Raw genomic sequence first — 16,269 nt, forward strand, 5'->3', positions numbered from 1 at the left:
TCACTGCGGTCTGATGATGTCGCTTATCTCTTCGGAAAACTCCCGGATGCCACTCCCTTTCAGCAGTGCCGTGTCCATCGGGAAGATGGTGGAGCGGAAAACGCTCTTGCGCTCTTCCGAAAGGTCACGGCGGAACTTCTTGCTGTCGGGCAAGCGGGTGGAAAGTACCGGAAAGCCCATTTCGGCTATCACTTCCTCGTAGATGCCGTACAGGTCGTTCCTCTCCCTGCCGTCCACCATCGTCCAAAACAGATAAAGCCCCTTTGTTTTCGCCTGTCCGGTAGTCATCAGCCTGTCGCGGAACATTGTGACGAATTTCAGGGTACTCTCCACAACAAAGCGGTCGGCACTCAGCGGAGTGAAGATGTAGTCCATCTGCGAGAGCGTCTTTATCACGCCGTTACTACGGAGTGTGCCGGGCATGTCGAAGAACACCACGTCGGGTTTCACGTCCTCAGTGGCAATCATCCTCTCGGCATCGTCGAGGGCGTTCACCGCATTGCTCTTGACGATGGTGTAGGCGTTCTTTTTCATCCGGCGGAAATGGTCGCAAGCGAGAGCCTTGAAGTAGGTGCTGCTGTCGATAAGCCCCATTTCGTGTTCGCGCAGCCCGTGGATGCTGTGCTGCGGGTCGTCGCAGTCCACGACGGCGACATTGTAGCCTTTCACGTTGTGCAGGTAGCTGGCGGCAAGTGCCGTGACAGTGGATTTGCCGATGCCACCTTTCTGTGTTGCGAATGCAACGAAGATTTCCTTACTCATAGTTCCATTTATTTTAATTGTTGAAGATTTCTTTTTCTATTTATATGCGGATTTGGTTGCTACATTATCCGCTTCAGTGAACAGACACATGGGCGGGTCATCGCGTATCCGGTTCTGTGGTGAAGCGGTGCGGCGAACAAGTGATGAATGACGACACTGCGTCATGAAGTCATTGAATCTGTACTTCACCAGATTGTCGGATAACCGGGGTTCCGACGGTTCGGGTATCCGCTTCGGCAAGTATCCGCCGAAGCGATTGTCCGGGTATTTGAATGTTCCTTTTCTCATATTTTCAAATCGTTCGTTTCTTGAATCATGCTGCAAATAAACAAGTATATTTTGGAACCTGTATCACTTCTCCGGCAAGTGGCAGCACGTTGCGCCGGTTGGCAGTCATTGACCGGGTCAAGCATCTGTCCAATACAGCTTTAAGGGCGTAACTTTGCCCCCCGGACAGCAGGGTTCGCCGATGGTGCGCGGCCCGGAGTCCTGAAAGGTATCTTCCCATCCGTCCCCTGACGGATTTTTATGTTCACCTGAACATAGCAAGGTATGTTTTCAGCCGCTCAAAATATTTTGAGCATCCCGGAAAACGCCTTGCCCTTGCAGGGGGCGGGCTTTCCCTCCGAAGTCGGAAAGCCTTTCAGAACTGCGGTGCTGTGATCCGAAGCGGCGGCTTATGCCGTCAATCCGCTAAATCCAAAGTAATATGAAAGAGAAAAGGAAAAGCAAAGCAGGGAGAAATCCCAAACTTGATCCGGCGGTGTACCGTTACACCGTCCGTTTCAACGAGGAGGAACACAATCGTTTCCTCGCCATGTTCGGAAAATCGGGTGTCTATGCACGGTCGGTTTTCCTCAAAGCGCACTTCTTCGGACAGCCGTTCAAGGTGCTGAAGGTGGACAAGACGCTGGTGGACTATTACACCAAGCTATCGGATTTTCATGCGCAGTTCCGCGCCGTGGGTACGAATTACAACCAAGTCGTGAAGGAACTGAGGCTGCATTTTTCAGAGAAAAAGGCGATGGCGTTGCTCTACAAATTAGAGCAACACACCGTCGAACTCGTGAAACTGAGCCGCCGGATTGTGGAACTTTCAAGGGAAATGGAGGCGAAATGGTCGCAAAAATCAGTGTAGGAAACTCGTTGTACGGCGCGATTGCCTATAACGGGGAGAAGATTAACGAGGCGCAGGGGCGGTTGCTTACGACCAACCGCATCTACAATGACGGTTCGGGAAAGGTGGACATCAACAAGGCGATGGAGGGTTTTCTCACCTTCATGCCGCCACAGATGAAGGTGGAGAAGCCGGTGGTGCATATTTCGCTCAACCCACATCCGGAGGATGTGTTGACCGATGCGGAATTGCAGGATATAGCCCGCGAGTATCTGGAAAAACTCGGTTTCGGCAACCAGCCTTATCTTGTTTTCAAGCACGAGGACATCGACCGCCACCACCTGCACATCGTGACGGTGCGGGTGGACGATAACGGGAAATGTATCAGCGACAAGAACAACTACTATCGTAGCAAACAAATCACCCGTGAGCTGGAGAAGAAATACGGGCTGCACGGCGCGGAGCGCAGGAACCGCCGGCTTGACACGCCGCTAAGCAAGGTGGACGCATCGGCAGGTGATGTGAAGAAGCAGGTGGCTGGCACTGTGAAGGCTCTGAACGGGCAGTACCGTTTTCAGACGATGGGCGAATACCGTGCGCTCCTTTCCTTATATAATATGACGGTGGAGGAAGCGAGAGGCAACGTGCGCGGACGGGAGTATCACGGGCTGGTTTATTCCGTCACGGACGACAAGGGTAACAAGGTGGGCAACCCGTTCAAGTCCTCGCTTTTCGGGAAGTCCGCAGGTTATGAAGCCGTACAGAGAAAATTTATCCGTTCCAAATCAGAGATTAAGGACAGGAAGCTCGCCGACATGACGAAACGCACCGTTCTTTCCGTGCTGCAAGGCACTTATGACAAGGACAAATTTGTATCCCAACTCAAAGAGAAGGGCATCGACACCGTACTGCGCTACACGGATGAAGGGCGTATCTATGGAGCGACGTTTATCGACCACCGCACAGGATGTGTACTGAACGGCTCTCGCATGGGCAAGGAGCTTTCGGCGAATGCCTTGCAGGAACACTTCACCCTGCCATACGCCGGACAACCGCCGATACCGTTATCCATCCCTATGGATGCTGCGGACAAGGCATACGGACAGACCGCATACGACCGTGAAGACGTATCGGGCGGAATGGGCTTGCTCACTCCCGAAGGTCCGGCGGTAGATGCTGAGGAAAAGGCTTTCATCCGGGCGATGAAGCGCAAAAAGAAGAAAAAGCGCAAGGGCTTGGGTTTGTAATCGGAGTATCAACAATTAAAAAATCAATGTATGTCACAACAAGAAGACGATTTGAGGGCATTGGCGAAAATCATGGATTTTCTGCGTGCCGTGAGTATTATTTTAGTGGTTATGAACGTGTACTGGTTCTGTTACGAAGTCATCCGGCTGTGGGGCGTGAACATCGGTGTGGTGGACAGAATCCTTCTGAACTTCGACCGCACGGCGGGGCTGTTCCATTCCATACTGTACACAAAGCTGTTTGCCGTCCTGCTGCTTGCCCTGTCCTGTCTGGGTACAAAGGGGGTCAAGGGAGAGAAAATCACTTGGGGAAGAATATGGACGGCACTCGCCGCCGGGTCCGTGCTGTTTTTCCTAAACTGGTGGATACTGGCTCTGCCGCTTCCGATTGAGGCGGTGATGGGGCTGTATGTCCTTACCATCGGTACGGGCTATGTCTGCCTGTTGATGGGAGGTCTGTGGATGAGCCGTCTGTTGAAACACAATTTGATGGAGGATGTTTTCAACAACGAGAACGAGAGTTTCATGCAGGAAACAAGACTCATCGAAAGCGAGTATTCGGTCAATTTGCCGACACGCTTCTATTACAAAAAGCGTTGGAACAACGGTTGGATCAATGTGGTGAATCCCTTCCGTGCGTCCATCGTGTTGGGTACGCCGGGCAGCGGCAAGTCATACGCCGTGGTAAACAATTTTATCAAGCAACAGATTGAAAAGGGCTTCTTGATGTACGTGTATGACTTCAAATTCAGCGACTTGTCCACCATTGCCTACAATCATCTGCTGAACCACCCTGACGGCTACAAGGTGAAGCCGAAGTTCTATGTGATCAACTTCGACGACCCGCGACGCTCTCATCGGTGCAATCCCATTCACCCGGATTTTATGGAAGATATTACGGACGCCTACGAGAGTGCCTATACAATAATGCTCAACCTCAATAAAACGTGGGTGCAAAAGCAGGGTGACTTCTTTGTGGAATCACCTATCATTTTGTTCGCCAGTATTATATGGTATCTTAAAATCTATCAGAACGGGAAATATTGCACGTTTCCCCATGCCATCGAATTTTTGAACCGCCGCTACGAGGATATTTTTCCGATACTGACTTCCTATCCCGAACTGGAGAACTACCTTTCCCCGTTCATGGATGCGTGGCTCGGAGGGGCTGCGGAGCAGCTCATGGGGCAGATAGCGTCGGCAAAAATTCCGCTTTCGAGGATGATTTCACCGCAGCTCTATTGGGTGATGTCGGACAGCGAGTTTACGCTGGACATCAACAATCCCGAAGAGCCGAAAATCCTATGCGTGGGCAACAATCCCGACCGTCAGAATATCTACGGGGCGGCTCTCGGATTGTATAACTCCCGCATCGTGAAGCTCATCAATAAGAAGGGGATGCTGAAGTCGTCGGTCATCATAGACGAGCTGCCGACGATATATTTCAAAGGGTTGGACAATCTTATAGCTACCGCCCGAAGCAACAAGGTTGCCGTGTGTCTGGGATTTCAGGATTTCAGCCAGCTGGTGCGCGACTACGGTGATAAGGAGGCGAAAGTGGTGATGAATACGGTCGGTAACATTTTCTCCGGGCAGGTGGTAGGTGAAACGGCAAAGACACTATCGGAACGATTCGGTAAGGTGTTGCAGAAACGGCAGTCTATCTCCATCAACCGGCAGGATGTTTCCACCTCCATTAACACGCAGATGGACGCGCTTATCCCGCCCAGCAAGATTTCCGGTTTGACGCAGGGAATGTTTGTCGGTTCGGTGTCCGACAACTTCAACGAGCGTATCGAACAGAAGATTTTCCACTGCGAGATTGTGGTGGATGCCGATAAGGTAAAACGGGAGGAAAGTGCCTACAAGAAAATCCCCGTTATTACCGATTTCACTGACGCAGACGGCAACGACCGCATGAAGGAAACGGTGCAGGCAAATTACCGGCGCATCAAGGAGGAGGTGAAGCAGATTGTTCAGGAGGAATTGGAGCGCATCGCGGGCGATGACAACCTGAAGCATCTGTTGCAGCAGAAGTAACCTATTAAAATAAGGGAGGATAGCTAAAATCCTCCCTTATTTTAATATTCCTCCAAAAGTTTATTTTGACGTAAATCTTCAATGTAACATGCTAAGTTACTTGAAACTTTATTAAATACTTTATCAAGATATGGGATGATATTTTCCAAATTCAATTCCAACTCTAACGGGAAACTATGATATTGATGTAAAAACCTTGTGATGTCATTTCTTTCTGAAACAGATAAAAGCAAAAATGGATTACTGTTTTTATAATATACCATTGCTGAAAGATGAATAAAAGCGCATCCTAATTTATAAACAAAAAAAGGCCAGCCATAAAATTTATCAGCTAAATCCACCATTTGTTTATCGGTCACGACTTTCTTTGTATTGGGATAAGACCATTTTATTCCCTCCAAAGTTTGGTTTATAAAATGCTCTCTAAGGTTTAAATCGCTAATTGACAACAAAAACATAACTCTTACCATAGAATCTAATTCTTGACGCAGAATAGATATTACCTGCCCATATAATTGTTGTTGCAACAAAATATTTATAGCGCAAGAATGTTCTCCTGACCTTTGAGTAACTATATCGCAAAATAAATTAATATTATTTGTTTTCATTGTTGAGTGATTTCGCTTATAAGATATAGGATTTACTATTGGTTGCCACATATATCTGATGCGGCATTTCTTTTTCGTTGTATATTATTGTATGGTTGTCGCACAAGGTCATTCCCAGCCTTTCAACCACACGGATGGATGCCACGTTTTCCGGTCGGATACTGCAACAGACAGTTTTCAGTTCCAGCTCTCCAAAGGCGTATTCCAAACACGCGCGGGCGGCTTCCGTACCGTAACCGTTATGCCAGTATGTGTTATCGAGTATATAGCCAAGCTCGACAGTCTCGTTCCCGTTTAGGGTACTATTCATCAGACCGGCTTGTCCTATCAATGCGCCGCTTTCTTTCAGTATGACGGCAAAATATCCGAACCCGTCCTTGCGGTATCGGATGAGTTGCCTGTTTATCCATTTGCGCACGTCCTTTTTGGTAAAGCCGTGTTCCCAAGCGTACATGACTTCCGGCTTTCCCATTATGGCAAGGAGTGCGTCCATATCCTTACGGGTTATCCTGCGGATAAGCAGCCGTTCCGTTTCCATGACGACCAGCGATGCGGAATAGGTCTTTATCTCAAATCCGTCCTCTTTCCATTCCTTCACAAGCCTGTTGATCGTTTCTTCCACCAGACTGTCATAAGCGGCATCGGGAATAACCTTTATAAAAAAGGTGTCACGGGTTTCTTTCATGACCCATTCGTTGATGTCTTTCAGTTCCTTGCCTTCGGGAATGTAATTCTTGTGTATCATGAACTCGTTGATGTTGTCCGCCAACAATTCTTCCAACTGATAACGGATGTCATCCTCCAGTTCGGCAAATGGTATGGTTTCCTCTTCATAGATGCCTTCTATTAAAACATCATCCTCTTCCATATCCTCGTCCGGTGTCTGATTGCCCCGTTTCATGTCCAACATATCCTGAGCGAACTGCCCGGATTCCTTGTCCTTGTACTTCTTGGCATATTTTTCCAGCAGTTCCCAGTCCTGACGGCTCATCGGGCATTTGAAAACGGCTCGTTCCACCTCGTTACAGCGCACCATGTCCGCCTTCACATCATCGGGAAGCGACCGGCATTCCTTGCAGATATGCCGCGAGTGTCCTTTGCCGCTGAATTGCTCGTTGGCTTTGTACTCGCTACAAATCCGACAGTAATGCCCCTGTTGTTTCTTCTTTTTCGCCACCATACCCCGTTATTATATCAACAGTTCTTTTCCTTTATCGGTAAGACGATATTTCTGCCGGGGATGTTTCGGATTTTCCGGGTAAATAGGCTCTACCAAATTCTGCCTTATGGCTGGATACAGATATAGTTCTAAAAAATTACTTTTGTCCTTTAATCCTATCACACACATAATCTCTTTGGTTGAAAGTGTCTGTGTGCCGATTGCAGACAACACCTTTTCCACCTGTGGGGTAACTGTGGGGTGACTGTGGGGTAACTGTCGGGTAATTGTCGGGTCGTGCCCCACAGTTTTTCGGGTATAGCGGAAAATAACCCATACACTATTTCCATCTGTATGAAACTCCGGATCGGGAATGCCGACACGCCGGCATTCGCTTATCATAAGCCCGATGCCTCGTCCCCAGCTTTCCAGAACCTCGCTTTTATACAGAACATTCGCAATAATCAGGTTTTGAGGTTCTGAATTATGCCCGCTCAATAACTTTTCCATTGTTATATCCGGCGGAAAAGTTCCACTGTTCTCAATCTCCACACGGTCATCATAGATGGCAATTCCTACCGAACTGCCGGGACGGTGGTATGAGCGGTGGCAAAGGGCATTTGTGCAGCATTCCCTCAATGCCTTGTAAGGAATCTCAAGCTCTTCCTCCCGATACAAGCCTTCAACTTTGCCCGAAAGGGAAAGATGCTTGAAAAAGAACGACATTGCAGTGTCCAGCAGTGTGTAGATATTGCCAGTGGTACGCTGATTGTCTATAAACTCGTCTTTTGTAGTTCCTTTGAAACGCGCCAACCGAAGCAGGCACTGGGGATAGAAGTAAAAATCACGACCGAACAAGACTGCGGAAGCATTATTCAGTTTTCCGTCATGTAACAGGTTGAATTTTTCGAGTATGGTCGGCAAATCCTCCCTTATGGTGGCTTCGGGTAGGCGACCGCACCGGATGCCTCCACGTACCGCTCCCATAATGGCATGTTCATCAAGGTCAGTAACTTTGATGTCGGGATTCGTCATCGCCTCCCAAGCGTATTTCCCACCTCGCTGCATAAGCAGTTGGTTATATACGTCTTGCGGCATGGAGGATGTCACGCTCTCCAATCGAAGATAAGCCCGTCCCTTATAGGAGAACGGACGCATATAACGTTGGCTGTCCGCAGACAAGGCTATCACACTCTTGTCTGTATTTTGGATACTGATATACGAAACTTCGAGTGTGGCAAATGGTTCAAAACGCCGGATGGCTTCCGCAATATCACGCTTCGTCTTGTCGCTCACTTCCTGCCCGATGATCTTTCCTTTGTCGGTCACACCGAACAACACCGTGCCACCTTCGCTGTTAAGGAAAGCGCAGAGCGTTTCCATGCCGCGCTCCAACTGCCCGGTGGTTTCCTTGAACTCCACCTGCCCGTTTTCCTTTTCGGCTATCAGTTGTTTTACTATATCGAGGTTGTCTATGTTCATATTCAATTCGTAACAATTGTACAAAGATAGCGTTTTTCGCTGAAATTCGGGGCAATAGCGCGCCGAAAACGCCCTTTTTCGTATAGATTTTACTCAAACGGGAGAACAGCATGATACCATTCTCCCGCTTATACCTGATTTTATCTTCTCATACGTTCCAGCTCTTCATCGCGCAGCATTCTCTCGTTCAGTTTCTCCTGCATCTTGTCGAGGAAATAGGTACGGCTTTCGTTTTTCCGACGTTTGATGTCGGTATAGAAGCGGTAGCAATCCTTCGACTCAATACCGAATATCTTGTAGAGAATCGGGGCGAGCTGTTTTAGCGGCATATTGCCGTTGTTGATACAGCCCATCTCGTCTATGCCGTAGATAAGTTCCACGAGGTCGATGGCGTTGCCCGTCCAAAGAAGGCTGGCGGTGGTTTCTGTTGCGTTGTTGGCGGATATTAGTGGTGGCACTTGGGGCGTGGCAAGGAATTTCTGCATCTTTCTTACGAAAGACAGAGCCTTGCTGACGTAGGCGGCAATCTCTCTTCTTTCTTCTGACAGATTACGCACCGGATGGTGCTGCAACTCGATTTCGATGTAGGCAAGCGCGATGACGGTAAGGTTCATGTCCATGCCGCCGTTGCACAGTTCTATTACTTGGGTGGCGAAAGCCGTGTATGCTTTTTCCATATTGCAGTCTCCGGCTTCGTTTATCCGGCGGAAGAACTCGGTTTCCGCCAATAAAAAATAATTCATGTCCTGTCAATTTTGAAATTTTACACTCTGTTTTCGGTATGCGCACATGAATATAATTGGCAAAAAACGCGGCAGAAAACAAAAAATCCAACGCTCAATTTTACAAAGTGTTGTATTTCAGTGGTATAAAATTCAATATTTTTTCACAGGGACAAATTATCTCCGACTTAAATTGTTTGTAATCAGAACATTTATTCTATTCTTGAAAATAAAAATGTATGCTTGCCGCACATTTTGGCTATCTTGCTTTTTTATCAAGGATGTAGATAATGCGGCATACACCGTTGGGAAAACTTTTCAAAGAGGAAAGCGTCCAGTGTTGCTCTGGCAGAGCCGACTTAAAAAAATGTCGTCCGCTTCCGGATATGAAAGGAACGGTGTATAGTATGATTTCATCCACAGCGTGCATACGCAGTAGTCCGTTTATATAGTCTGCCGTGTCCGGTGTGGCTTCCGCGAGGTAACGGATGTTTGTGCCGTCTTTTCTCCATTCGTGCAGCATTGAAATGGAATAGTCTGGTGTCACGCGGTAAAGGGCGTTCTTCCTGATTTCATCAAGACCGCAACGGTCAAGGCACAAATCCTGATGTGCTTTATAATATAACTCTGAAGAAAGACATCCGTCCATCGTCAGTACGGCGAGAATCTGAACTTTACCCATAATCGTTACCTTTCATTAGGCAAGGGCAAAAAAGTAGCGTGCAATTCACACTACCTTCAAGCGATGGCTCTGGTAAAGCCTTTACGGAGAGTACGTGAATGCACGCTATGCGTAAGCATAGCATAAGCATCACGCAATCGTCTCCGTAGTTCCAATTTACCAGATTTTCGCTTGAAACGCCTTGCGGTCTTATCCTATATGTTGGCGGCGAAAAGCTCCTGCCAATCGCCGTTTTTCTCAAATGTTATGCAAAGATAGCCAAATTCAGTGAATTACAGGCTATGATTGCTTGAATTTATATTTAAGTCCATACTCTTCAAGTTTGCTGTATAGTGTTGTCCTGCCTATTCCGAGCAGTTCGGCGGCGACACTCCGGTTGCCGTTTGCCTGTTTCAACGCACGCAATATCCGCTCCTTATCCTCCGCGTCATTGCGCAGGGCGAAGTTGACAGTAGAGGTCGGTTTCGTCACGGCAAGTTCCAGATGCTCTTTCATGACAACACCTTCCTGCGCCTGCAATACAGCACCCATAACTTTCTGCCGAAGTTCCCGCACGTTGCCCGGCCATGCGTGTGTCAGCAACGCTTTACGTGCTTCGGAACTGAACCCGCTCACGCTACACTCCAGCTCTCTGTTTGCCATATCACGGAAGAACTCTGCCAGCGGCATGATGTCTTCCTGACAGTCACGCAACGGAGGAACGGTTATCCCGAAGTCGTGCAGGCGGTACAGAAGATCCTGCCGAAAACGCTTTTCACTCACTGCCGCTTCCAGATCCTCGTTGGTGGCGGCGATGATGCGGACATTGAAACTCCTGTCTGCCTTGTCTCCGACCGGGCGATACCGCCTCTCCTGTATGGCGCGGAGCAACATCTGTTGGGTTTCCAACGCGAGGTTTCCTACCTCGTCCAGAAACAGCGTGCCGCCTTCCGCCTCATGGAAATATCCTTTCTTGGCACAATCTGCTCCTGTAAACGCTCCCTTGACGTGTCCGAAGAAGGCCGAGGGCGCAAGCTCTTTGGTGAGTGAACCGCAGTCCACCGCCACGAATGGCTTGACTGCCCGCTTGCTCTTGTCGTGCAGGTGGTGGGCAATATGTTCCTTACCCGTGCCGTTCTCTCCGAATATCATCACGCTCATATCGGTAGCGGCTACCAGCCTTATACGGTGCATGATTTTCTGAAATGCGGAACCGTCACGGGCGAACACAGGCATACGGCGTTGTCCTGCCTGACGTTCTTTCAGTATGGAACGGATCAGGGGGACAAGTTTATCCTCCACAAGCTGTTTGGGAATATAGTCTATCGAGCCGAGTTTCATGCTTTCCACGGCGGTATTAACTTCGGCGTAGTCGGTCATAATGATGAAGGGCTGCATCTTTCCCTCCTTTCGCATCCAGCGCAAAAGGTCAATGCCGTTACCGTCAGGCAGGCGCAGGTCGGCAACCACGATGTCATTATCTGTCGCCTGTTGTAGATGTTTCTTCGCGGTTGAGAGGTGGTAAGCCTTCACGGTGCGGTAGCCCTCCCGCGCCAGCATGTTGCAGACAAACTCGCAGTACACGATATTGTCTTCTACCACAATTATTGTTGTCTTATCCATCTTCGTATTTTCTCCTTTCCTCTTCTGCCAACCGGATTATTTCCGCTCCCTTATCCAGCACGGCAGTCACGGCATGGCTTAACGCTTCACCATCCGGGAGTACATCGCCATGAAGCAATCTGTAAAGTACATTTAGCGGTTGGTCGGCACGTAGCACCTCCCACGAGCTGCGCAGGTGGTGTGTCAGGGAATCCAGCTTTTGCAGGTCTTTTTCTGTTGCCGCTTCCCGTATTGTCTGCATCTCTTTTTCAGTTTCCGTCATCAACTTTTCCAGCATAACGGCTTCATTGCCGTAAGACAGCAAAGCTGAAAAATCCGGTTTCCCGTCCGGTGTTTCTTTTATGGCACACCTGTCGGAAACCTCCATCAACTCCGATATGGAGAACGGCTTGAACAGGCATCCGGCAAAGCCTTTTGCCAATAGTTCCCCTTTGTTACAACTGCCCGAAGCGGTTGCCACAACCACCGGGATTGTTGGTGAATTGCCCACGTTGGACGAACGCAACAGTTCCAGTAATTCGAAACCGTTTATACCGGGCATATTCAAGTCTGTCAGCAACAGGCTGTATTCTTTCTGGCGTATCATTTCCATCAGTTCCGCAGCATCGGTGCAAGTGTCGCAGTGTATTCCTTCTTGGGAGTACATCTCTTTCAGCATCAGAAGTAATACCTCATCATTGTCAATGGCGACAACATCATGGAATTTATTGTTATGATAAACAGGTGTATTGCTTGTATATCCAAGCTGTTCTTCAGCTTCCTGCATAGAAATTTCAACTGTGAAACGACTGCCTTTCCCTTTCTTGCTGTCCAAACGGATTGTTCCGCCAAGCATCGACACAATATTACGCATTATGGCAAGCCCAAGCCCGAAACCCTCCTTTGCGGCGGCATTTGATAGACGTTCAAACGCACCGAACGCTTGTTTCTGTTCCTCTTCTGTCATGCCTGTACCTGTATCTTCAACGACCAGTGTCAGAACTCCATTATCATATTCAGTAATCAAAGAAACACCGCCTTCTTCTGTGAACTTGACTGCGTTTGACAGCAGGTTATTCCCGATTTGTATTATTCGCTCTTTGTCGGTCAATACAATGGCATCGTGTCCAGTCTTCACGGACAAGGACAACCCTTTGTTCACTGCAACAGGAATGAACTCCGTTTCAAGTGTGTGCGTGATTGCAGAAATCCGGCAGGGTGACAGACGGGGCTGTTCCTTGCCGTTGTCCAGGCGGAAGAAGTCAAGCAAAGTGTTGAGCATATCCCGCATACGGTCGGAGGATTGCAGTATATTTCGGATATATTGCCCATTATTACCGCTATTGCATTCTTTCCGCAAAAGTTCGGTATAGCCAGTTATTGCCGTCAGTGGTGTACGCAACTCATGGGTAATAGTATGTACCGCTTTCTTTCGGGAGGTTATGAGTACCTCATTTTGTTGCACGGACTGTTCCAATTGCTCGATCAAATCCGTTGTCTTGCGTTTGTATCGTTTAATGTTCTTTGCATCACGGTGTATGATGATATAGGAAATGACCAACAGCAAAAGAACAAATCCCATCAAGCCGCCTATCTGCATAAATGATTTTTTACGCATCGCTGTTATCTCGCTTTCTCTATTTTGTAAATCAGATTGTACCTTCTTTTCGATTTGGCAAATCAATCCTTGCAGTTGTCTGTTAAGTTCTGCATTACGGGCAGCAAGACTATCGGCTTGTTCTGACAATCGACGGCTCTGCGCTTTCTGTTCGTTGACCATGTTTCTATTGGATGAACGGAGCGTAGTCGTTGTTGTCGTTGGCTTCGTTCCCTCTTTTTTGCCAAAGATGCCCAAGAAACCTTTTCGTTTTGGCTTTTTGGACTGTTCCTGCACACTTTTCTGCACAATAACCGGAATTTGATTGGCTATCTTCTTGTTAATAGATTGTTGTTCATCCATTAACCGGACTATCTGGAACATCTGTCGTTCCTTATCCTCTAAAAGACTGCGCACACTATCGATGCGCTCTGCTGGATAGGTGGCCTTGAAACGGCAGAGCATACTGTCCATTGCCATACGCCGTGCATGGTAATGCTCGATATCTTTATCGTTCCATTCCAGTATTGTTTCACCCAATAGAGAAAATTTTATCATTTGAATATTGATATTGTTTATTTCTTTTCGGAGCTCGTCTATTTTTTTATTGCCAAGTTCTAATGCTTCTATCTCCTGCCATTCATAGAGGCTATTATATGCCATACATCCGATAAGAATGGAGATAAGTATATATCCCAACTGTATTGCCTTATAGAAATTTCCTGACCGCTCCATTATTTTGATGACATTGATTTTTGGAACATGAATAAAAGTTTATCTTTTTCGTTCATGCGGATATTATCAGAATAATCGCCTTTTGTTATTTGATACCCGCATGGCTTGACCATAAAAACGCCTAAGCCCTTAGTGTATGAACTTACTTCTGAGGCGTAGTCTTTACTTGTATTTAATGGAACTTTCCCTTTAATATGACACCACTCATTATTGCAACTGATGTCTTCAATCTCAGACATCATTTTTTGCAAATCTGTAATAGCTTTGGAACTTGCCGCTTGGGGTATCTGCAACTCAAAATAGAGCATCGGTTCGAGAATGTCCACACCTGACTGTTGCAAGGCCAGCCTGAAGACATAAGGGGTCAGCTGTCTGAAATCAGCAGGTGTACTTACCGGGCTATAATACTCGGCTTGAGTAAAAGTTACTTTCAGATCAGTCACTTCCCATCCATGTAAACCAGATTGGCAAGACATACGAATCCCTTCAAAAACGGCATTTTGAAAAGAATGGTTCAGATAACCATAGGAGATGTCACTTTCGATTTGCAACCCTGTCCCTAACGGCAAGGGTTCAAGCGTCAGCCCTATTGTGGCCCAGTAAGGGTTGGGTGGCACTTCGATCTGAATAATCTTATTGACCTTTTTTATAGGTCGTTCTTTGTAGATAGTCTTGATCTCATCAAAATGGACCTTTACGGAAAATCGTTCTTCCAGCAATGTCTGTATGATTTCCTTTTGGGTCAAACCATATAACGAGATTTCCAATTCATCACTATATGAGTTTATGGAAAAGGACAAAGACGGGTCTTCAATCCACAATGTATTCAGAGCGGATATCACCTTGCTTCTCTCTTCGGGCCTGTCTGGCCGGACGGAGGATTTGAGAGCGGGATGCTGATGCGATAATCCTTGAATCAAACAAGGTTCAGCACCTAAATAATTTCCGATTCGAAAATCATCCATATCCTCTACAATCGCGATATCATTGGCGCCCACTTCATCAACATTTATCTCTCTGCCCTGATAAATAGTCTTTAGATTTTTAATCTTGATGAATTTTTCCGAATCGTTGATTCTTACAATGTCTCGAAGTCTCAGACTTCCGTCAATTATTTTTAGAAAACTTCTTTTATGTCCTTTGGGGTCATGCTCTATCTTATAGAGATAAGCTGAAAGTCTGTTTGAGACTGATTCTGGAGGAAGTATAAAAGAAGAGATGGCGTCCAACAACTCATTGATACCGATATTGAACATTGCTGATCCATGTAGTACCGGATAGACTTTGGCTTTTGCCACAAGATCGATTATCGTATTCCAATAATCAGCCGGTGAAATTTCGCTATCCGCCAAATATCGTTCTAATATATTGTCGTCATGGTTGCATACAAATTCTTTGTATTCTTCCTTTATATATGTTTGGGAGCAAATCGGATAAACCAATCCATCGACAACAGTTTGCATAAACAGGACATCTTGAGACAGATTTGTTTTTATATCCAGATACAAACGCTCTAAATTCACACCGTCACGGTCAATTTTATTGATAAATATAATTGTCGGGATTTGCAGTTTTTGTAAAGTATTGAACAGCAACTTTGTTTGCGCTTGTATGCCTTCCTTTGCGGATAAGATGAGGACTGCTCCATCAAGCATTTTGAATGTCCGCTCCACTTCCGCAATAAAATCCATGTGTCCCGGAGTGTCAATGATATTGCATTTCACTCCATTCCAGATAATAGATGTCGTAGAAGCCCGAACAGTAATTCCTCTACGTTTCTCTATATCCATAGAGTCTGTTATGGTGTCACCATTATCCACACGGCCGCACTTTTCCGTTGCTCCACTGGCAAACAGCAGATTCTCGGTTACGGAAGTTTTTCCTGCATCAATGTGAGCAAGAATTCCTAAATTTATAATATTCATTTGGATTAAGCAATAATATACTACAATAGATGCATTGTCGAAACGCACCTTTTAATACCTCCTCGTAGCATGTGAGAACTACAGGATTACTAACTCGTATTAATATGTATATTATTACTGCCGCATAACGATTGCAAAATTACACAAAAAAAATATATCTAACAAAAGTGGGAGGATTTTTTAACTTTTTTTACCATAGACATTTTATTAGGGAAGCGTAGGTTCAACTGGTAAGTACAAATAAGTAGAAATGTTTGAACAACAACGTTTTAGGAAGTTGAAAAAAATCAAGTTTCTCTCTCGGTATAACGTTTATTTTGGCCAATATCTTCTTTAGTTTGGCATTTGAGTATTTCCCATTCGTGTTCTATTTAGCTCCTTATTATGAGTATGTAGCAAGTTGCTTATCAAATTCAGCCTCTTTGAGGGTCAAATATGGTTTTGCAAATGGTGACTGACAAGACATAAACAAGGTCAGCAGGATTTTTTACATAAATGGACATGAATGTATATAACCTAAAATAAGAATAAATTTTAATAAGGGCTGCCCAAAAAGAAAAAAAATGCAGTTGCCATCCTACAGATACTTGCAGAAAGGATAAAATTTACTTT

Annotated in this window: 12 protein-coding genes; 3 read left to right on the forward strand and 9 right to left on the reverse strand. The window is 46.4% G+C overall.

Features of this window, described 5'->3' with window-relative positions:
- Positions 1 to 762: a ParA family protein gene (locus tag CZ367_RS02640; RefSeq protein WP_002560987.1), complete on the reverse strand. Its 762-nt coding sequence runs from the start codon at positions 760 to 762 to the stop codon at positions 1 to 3.
- Positions 763 to 1,471: 709 nt separating this feature from the next.
- Here CZ367_RS02640 and mobA point away from each other — a divergent pair.
- Genes mobA through mobC form a run of 3 tightly spaced genes read left to right on the forward strand, consistent with a single transcriptional unit; the run spans position 1,472 to position 5,166 of the window.
- Positions 1,472 to 1,900: a conjugal transfer protein MobA gene (gene mobA / locus CZ367_RS02650; RefSeq protein ID WP_002560988.1), complete on the forward strand. Its 429-nt coding sequence runs from the start codon at positions 1,472 to 1,474 to the stop codon at positions 1,898 to 1,900.
- On the forward strand, positions 1,879 to 3,126 hold the full coding sequence (gene mobB / locus CZ367_RS02655; protein ID WP_002560989.1) for a conjugal transfer protein MobB: 1,248 nt from the start codon (positions 1,879 to 1,881) through the stop codon (positions 3,124 to 3,126). Before mobA ends, mobB begins: the two co-directional genes overlap by 22 nt.
- A 30-nt stretch (positions 3,127 to 3,156) precedes the next feature.
- The gene (gene mobC, locus CZ367_RS02660) at positions 3,157 to 5,166 is read left to right on the forward strand and encodes a conjugal transfer protein MobC (RefSeq protein ID WP_002560990.1); all 2,010 of its coding nucleotides are present in this window, start codon (positions 3,157 to 3,159) and stop codon (positions 5,164 to 5,166) included.
- A gap of 41 nt (positions 5,167 to 5,207) precedes the next feature.
- Here the strand turns inward: mobC and CZ367_RS02665 are convergent, their stop codons facing one another.
- The 8 genes from CZ367_RS02665 to tet(Q) form a co-directional block, all read right to left on the reverse strand.
- The gene (locus CZ367_RS02665; protein WP_002560991.1) at positions 5,208 to 5,774 is read right to left on the reverse strand and encodes a hypothetical protein; all 567 of its coding nucleotides are present in this window, start codon (positions 5,772 to 5,774) and stop codon (positions 5,208 to 5,210) included.
- Positions 5,775 to 5,790: 16 nt separating this feature from the next.
- On the reverse strand, positions 5,791 to 6,954 hold the full coding sequence (locus CZ367_RS02670; RefSeq protein ID WP_002560992.1) for a GNAT family N-acetyltransferase: 1,164 nt from the start codon (positions 6,952 to 6,954) through the stop codon (positions 5,791 to 5,793).
- Positions 6,955 to 6,963: 9 nt separating this feature from the next.
- Complete coding sequence (locus CZ367_RS02675) at positions 6,964 to 8,415, reverse strand: ATP-binding protein (RefSeq protein WP_002560993.1); 1,452 nt, start codon at positions 8,413 to 8,415, stop codon at positions 6,964 to 6,966.
- 140 nt (positions 8,416 to 8,555) lie between these two features.
- Complete coding sequence (locus tag CZ367_RS02680) at positions 8,556 to 9,158, reverse strand: RteC domain-containing protein (RefSeq protein ID WP_002560994.1); 603 nt, start codon at positions 9,156 to 9,158, stop codon at positions 8,556 to 8,558.
- A 238-nt stretch (positions 9,159 to 9,396) separates the two neighbouring features.
- Complete coding sequence (locus CZ367_RS02685; protein WP_002560995.1) at positions 9,397 to 9,819, reverse strand: dihydrofolate reductase family protein; 423 nt, start codon at positions 9,817 to 9,819, stop codon at positions 9,397 to 9,399.
- Positions 9,820 to 10,098: 279 nt separating this feature from the next.
- Entirely contained in the window at positions 10,099 to 11,421 is a 1,323-nt protein-coding gene (locus CZ367_RS02690; RefSeq protein WP_002560996.1) for a sigma-54-dependent transcriptional regulator, read from the reverse strand.
- Positions 11,414 to 13,732 carry a hybrid sensor histidine kinase/response regulator gene (locus CZ367_RS02695; RefSeq protein WP_002560997.1) on the reverse strand — a complete coding sequence of 773 codons (2,319 nt, stop codon included), beginning with the start codon at positions 13,730 to 13,732 and terminating at the stop codon, positions 11,414 to 11,416. The genes CZ367_RS02690 and CZ367_RS02695 overlap by 8 nt, the downstream gene beginning before the upstream one ends.
- Positions 13,732 to 15,657 carry a tetracycline resistance ribosomal protection protein Tet(Q) gene (tet(Q), locus tag CZ367_RS02700; RefSeq protein WP_077195545.1) on the reverse strand — a complete coding sequence of 642 codons (1,926 nt, stop codon included), beginning with the start codon at positions 15,655 to 15,657 and terminating at the stop codon, positions 13,732 to 13,734. The genes CZ367_RS02695 and tet(Q) overlap by 1 nt, the downstream gene beginning before the upstream one ends.
- Positions 15,658 to 16,269 lie beyond the last annotated feature (612 nt).

It is taken from the genome of Prevotella ihumii (assembly GCF_900155655.1).
Lineage (GTDB): Bacteria > Bacteroidota > Bacteroidia > Bacteroidales > Bacteroidaceae > Prevotella > Prevotella ihumii.

Excerpts from the sequence above, each read along its gene's own strand:
- CZ367_RS02640 (WP_002560987.1), bottom strand. The coding sequence starts at position 762 with ATGAGTAAGGAAATCTTCGTTGCATTCGCAACACAGAAAGGTGGCATC.
- mobA (WP_002560988.1), top strand. The coding sequence starts at position 1,472 with ATGAAAGAGAAAAGGAAAAGCAAAGCAGGGAGAAATCCCAAACTTGAT.
- mobB (WP_002560989.1), top strand. The coding sequence starts at position 1,879 with ATGGTCGCAAAAATCAGTGTAGGAAACTCGTTGTACGGCGCGATTGCC.
- mobC (WP_002560990.1), top strand. The coding sequence starts at position 3,157 with ATGTCACAACAAGAAGACGATTTGAGGGCATTGGCGAAAATCATGGAT.
- CZ367_RS02665 (WP_002560991.1), bottom strand. The coding sequence starts at position 5,774 with ATGAAAACAAATAATATTAATTTATTTTGCGATATAGTTACTCAAAGG.
- CZ367_RS02670 (WP_002560992.1), bottom strand. The coding sequence starts at position 6,954 with ATGGTGGCGAAAAAGAAGAAACAACAGGGGCATTACTGTCGGATTTGT.
- CZ367_RS02675 (WP_002560993.1), bottom strand. The coding sequence starts at position 8,415 with ATGAACATAGACAACCTCGATATAGTAAAACAACTGATAGCCGAAAAG.
- CZ367_RS02680 (WP_002560994.1), bottom strand. The coding sequence starts at position 9,158 with ATGAATTATTTTTTATTGGCGGAAACCGAGTTCTTCCGCCGGATAAAC.
- CZ367_RS02685 (WP_002560995.1), bottom strand. The coding sequence starts at position 9,819 with ATGGGTAAAGTTCAGATTCTCGCCGTACTGACGATGGACGGATGTCTT.
- CZ367_RS02690 (WP_002560996.1), bottom strand. The coding sequence starts at position 11,421 with ATGGATAAGACAACAATAATTGTGGTAGAAGACAATATCGTGTACTGC.
- CZ367_RS02695 (WP_002560997.1), bottom strand. The coding sequence starts at position 13,732 with ATGGAGCGGTCAGGAAATTTCTATAAGGCAATACAGTTGGGATATATA.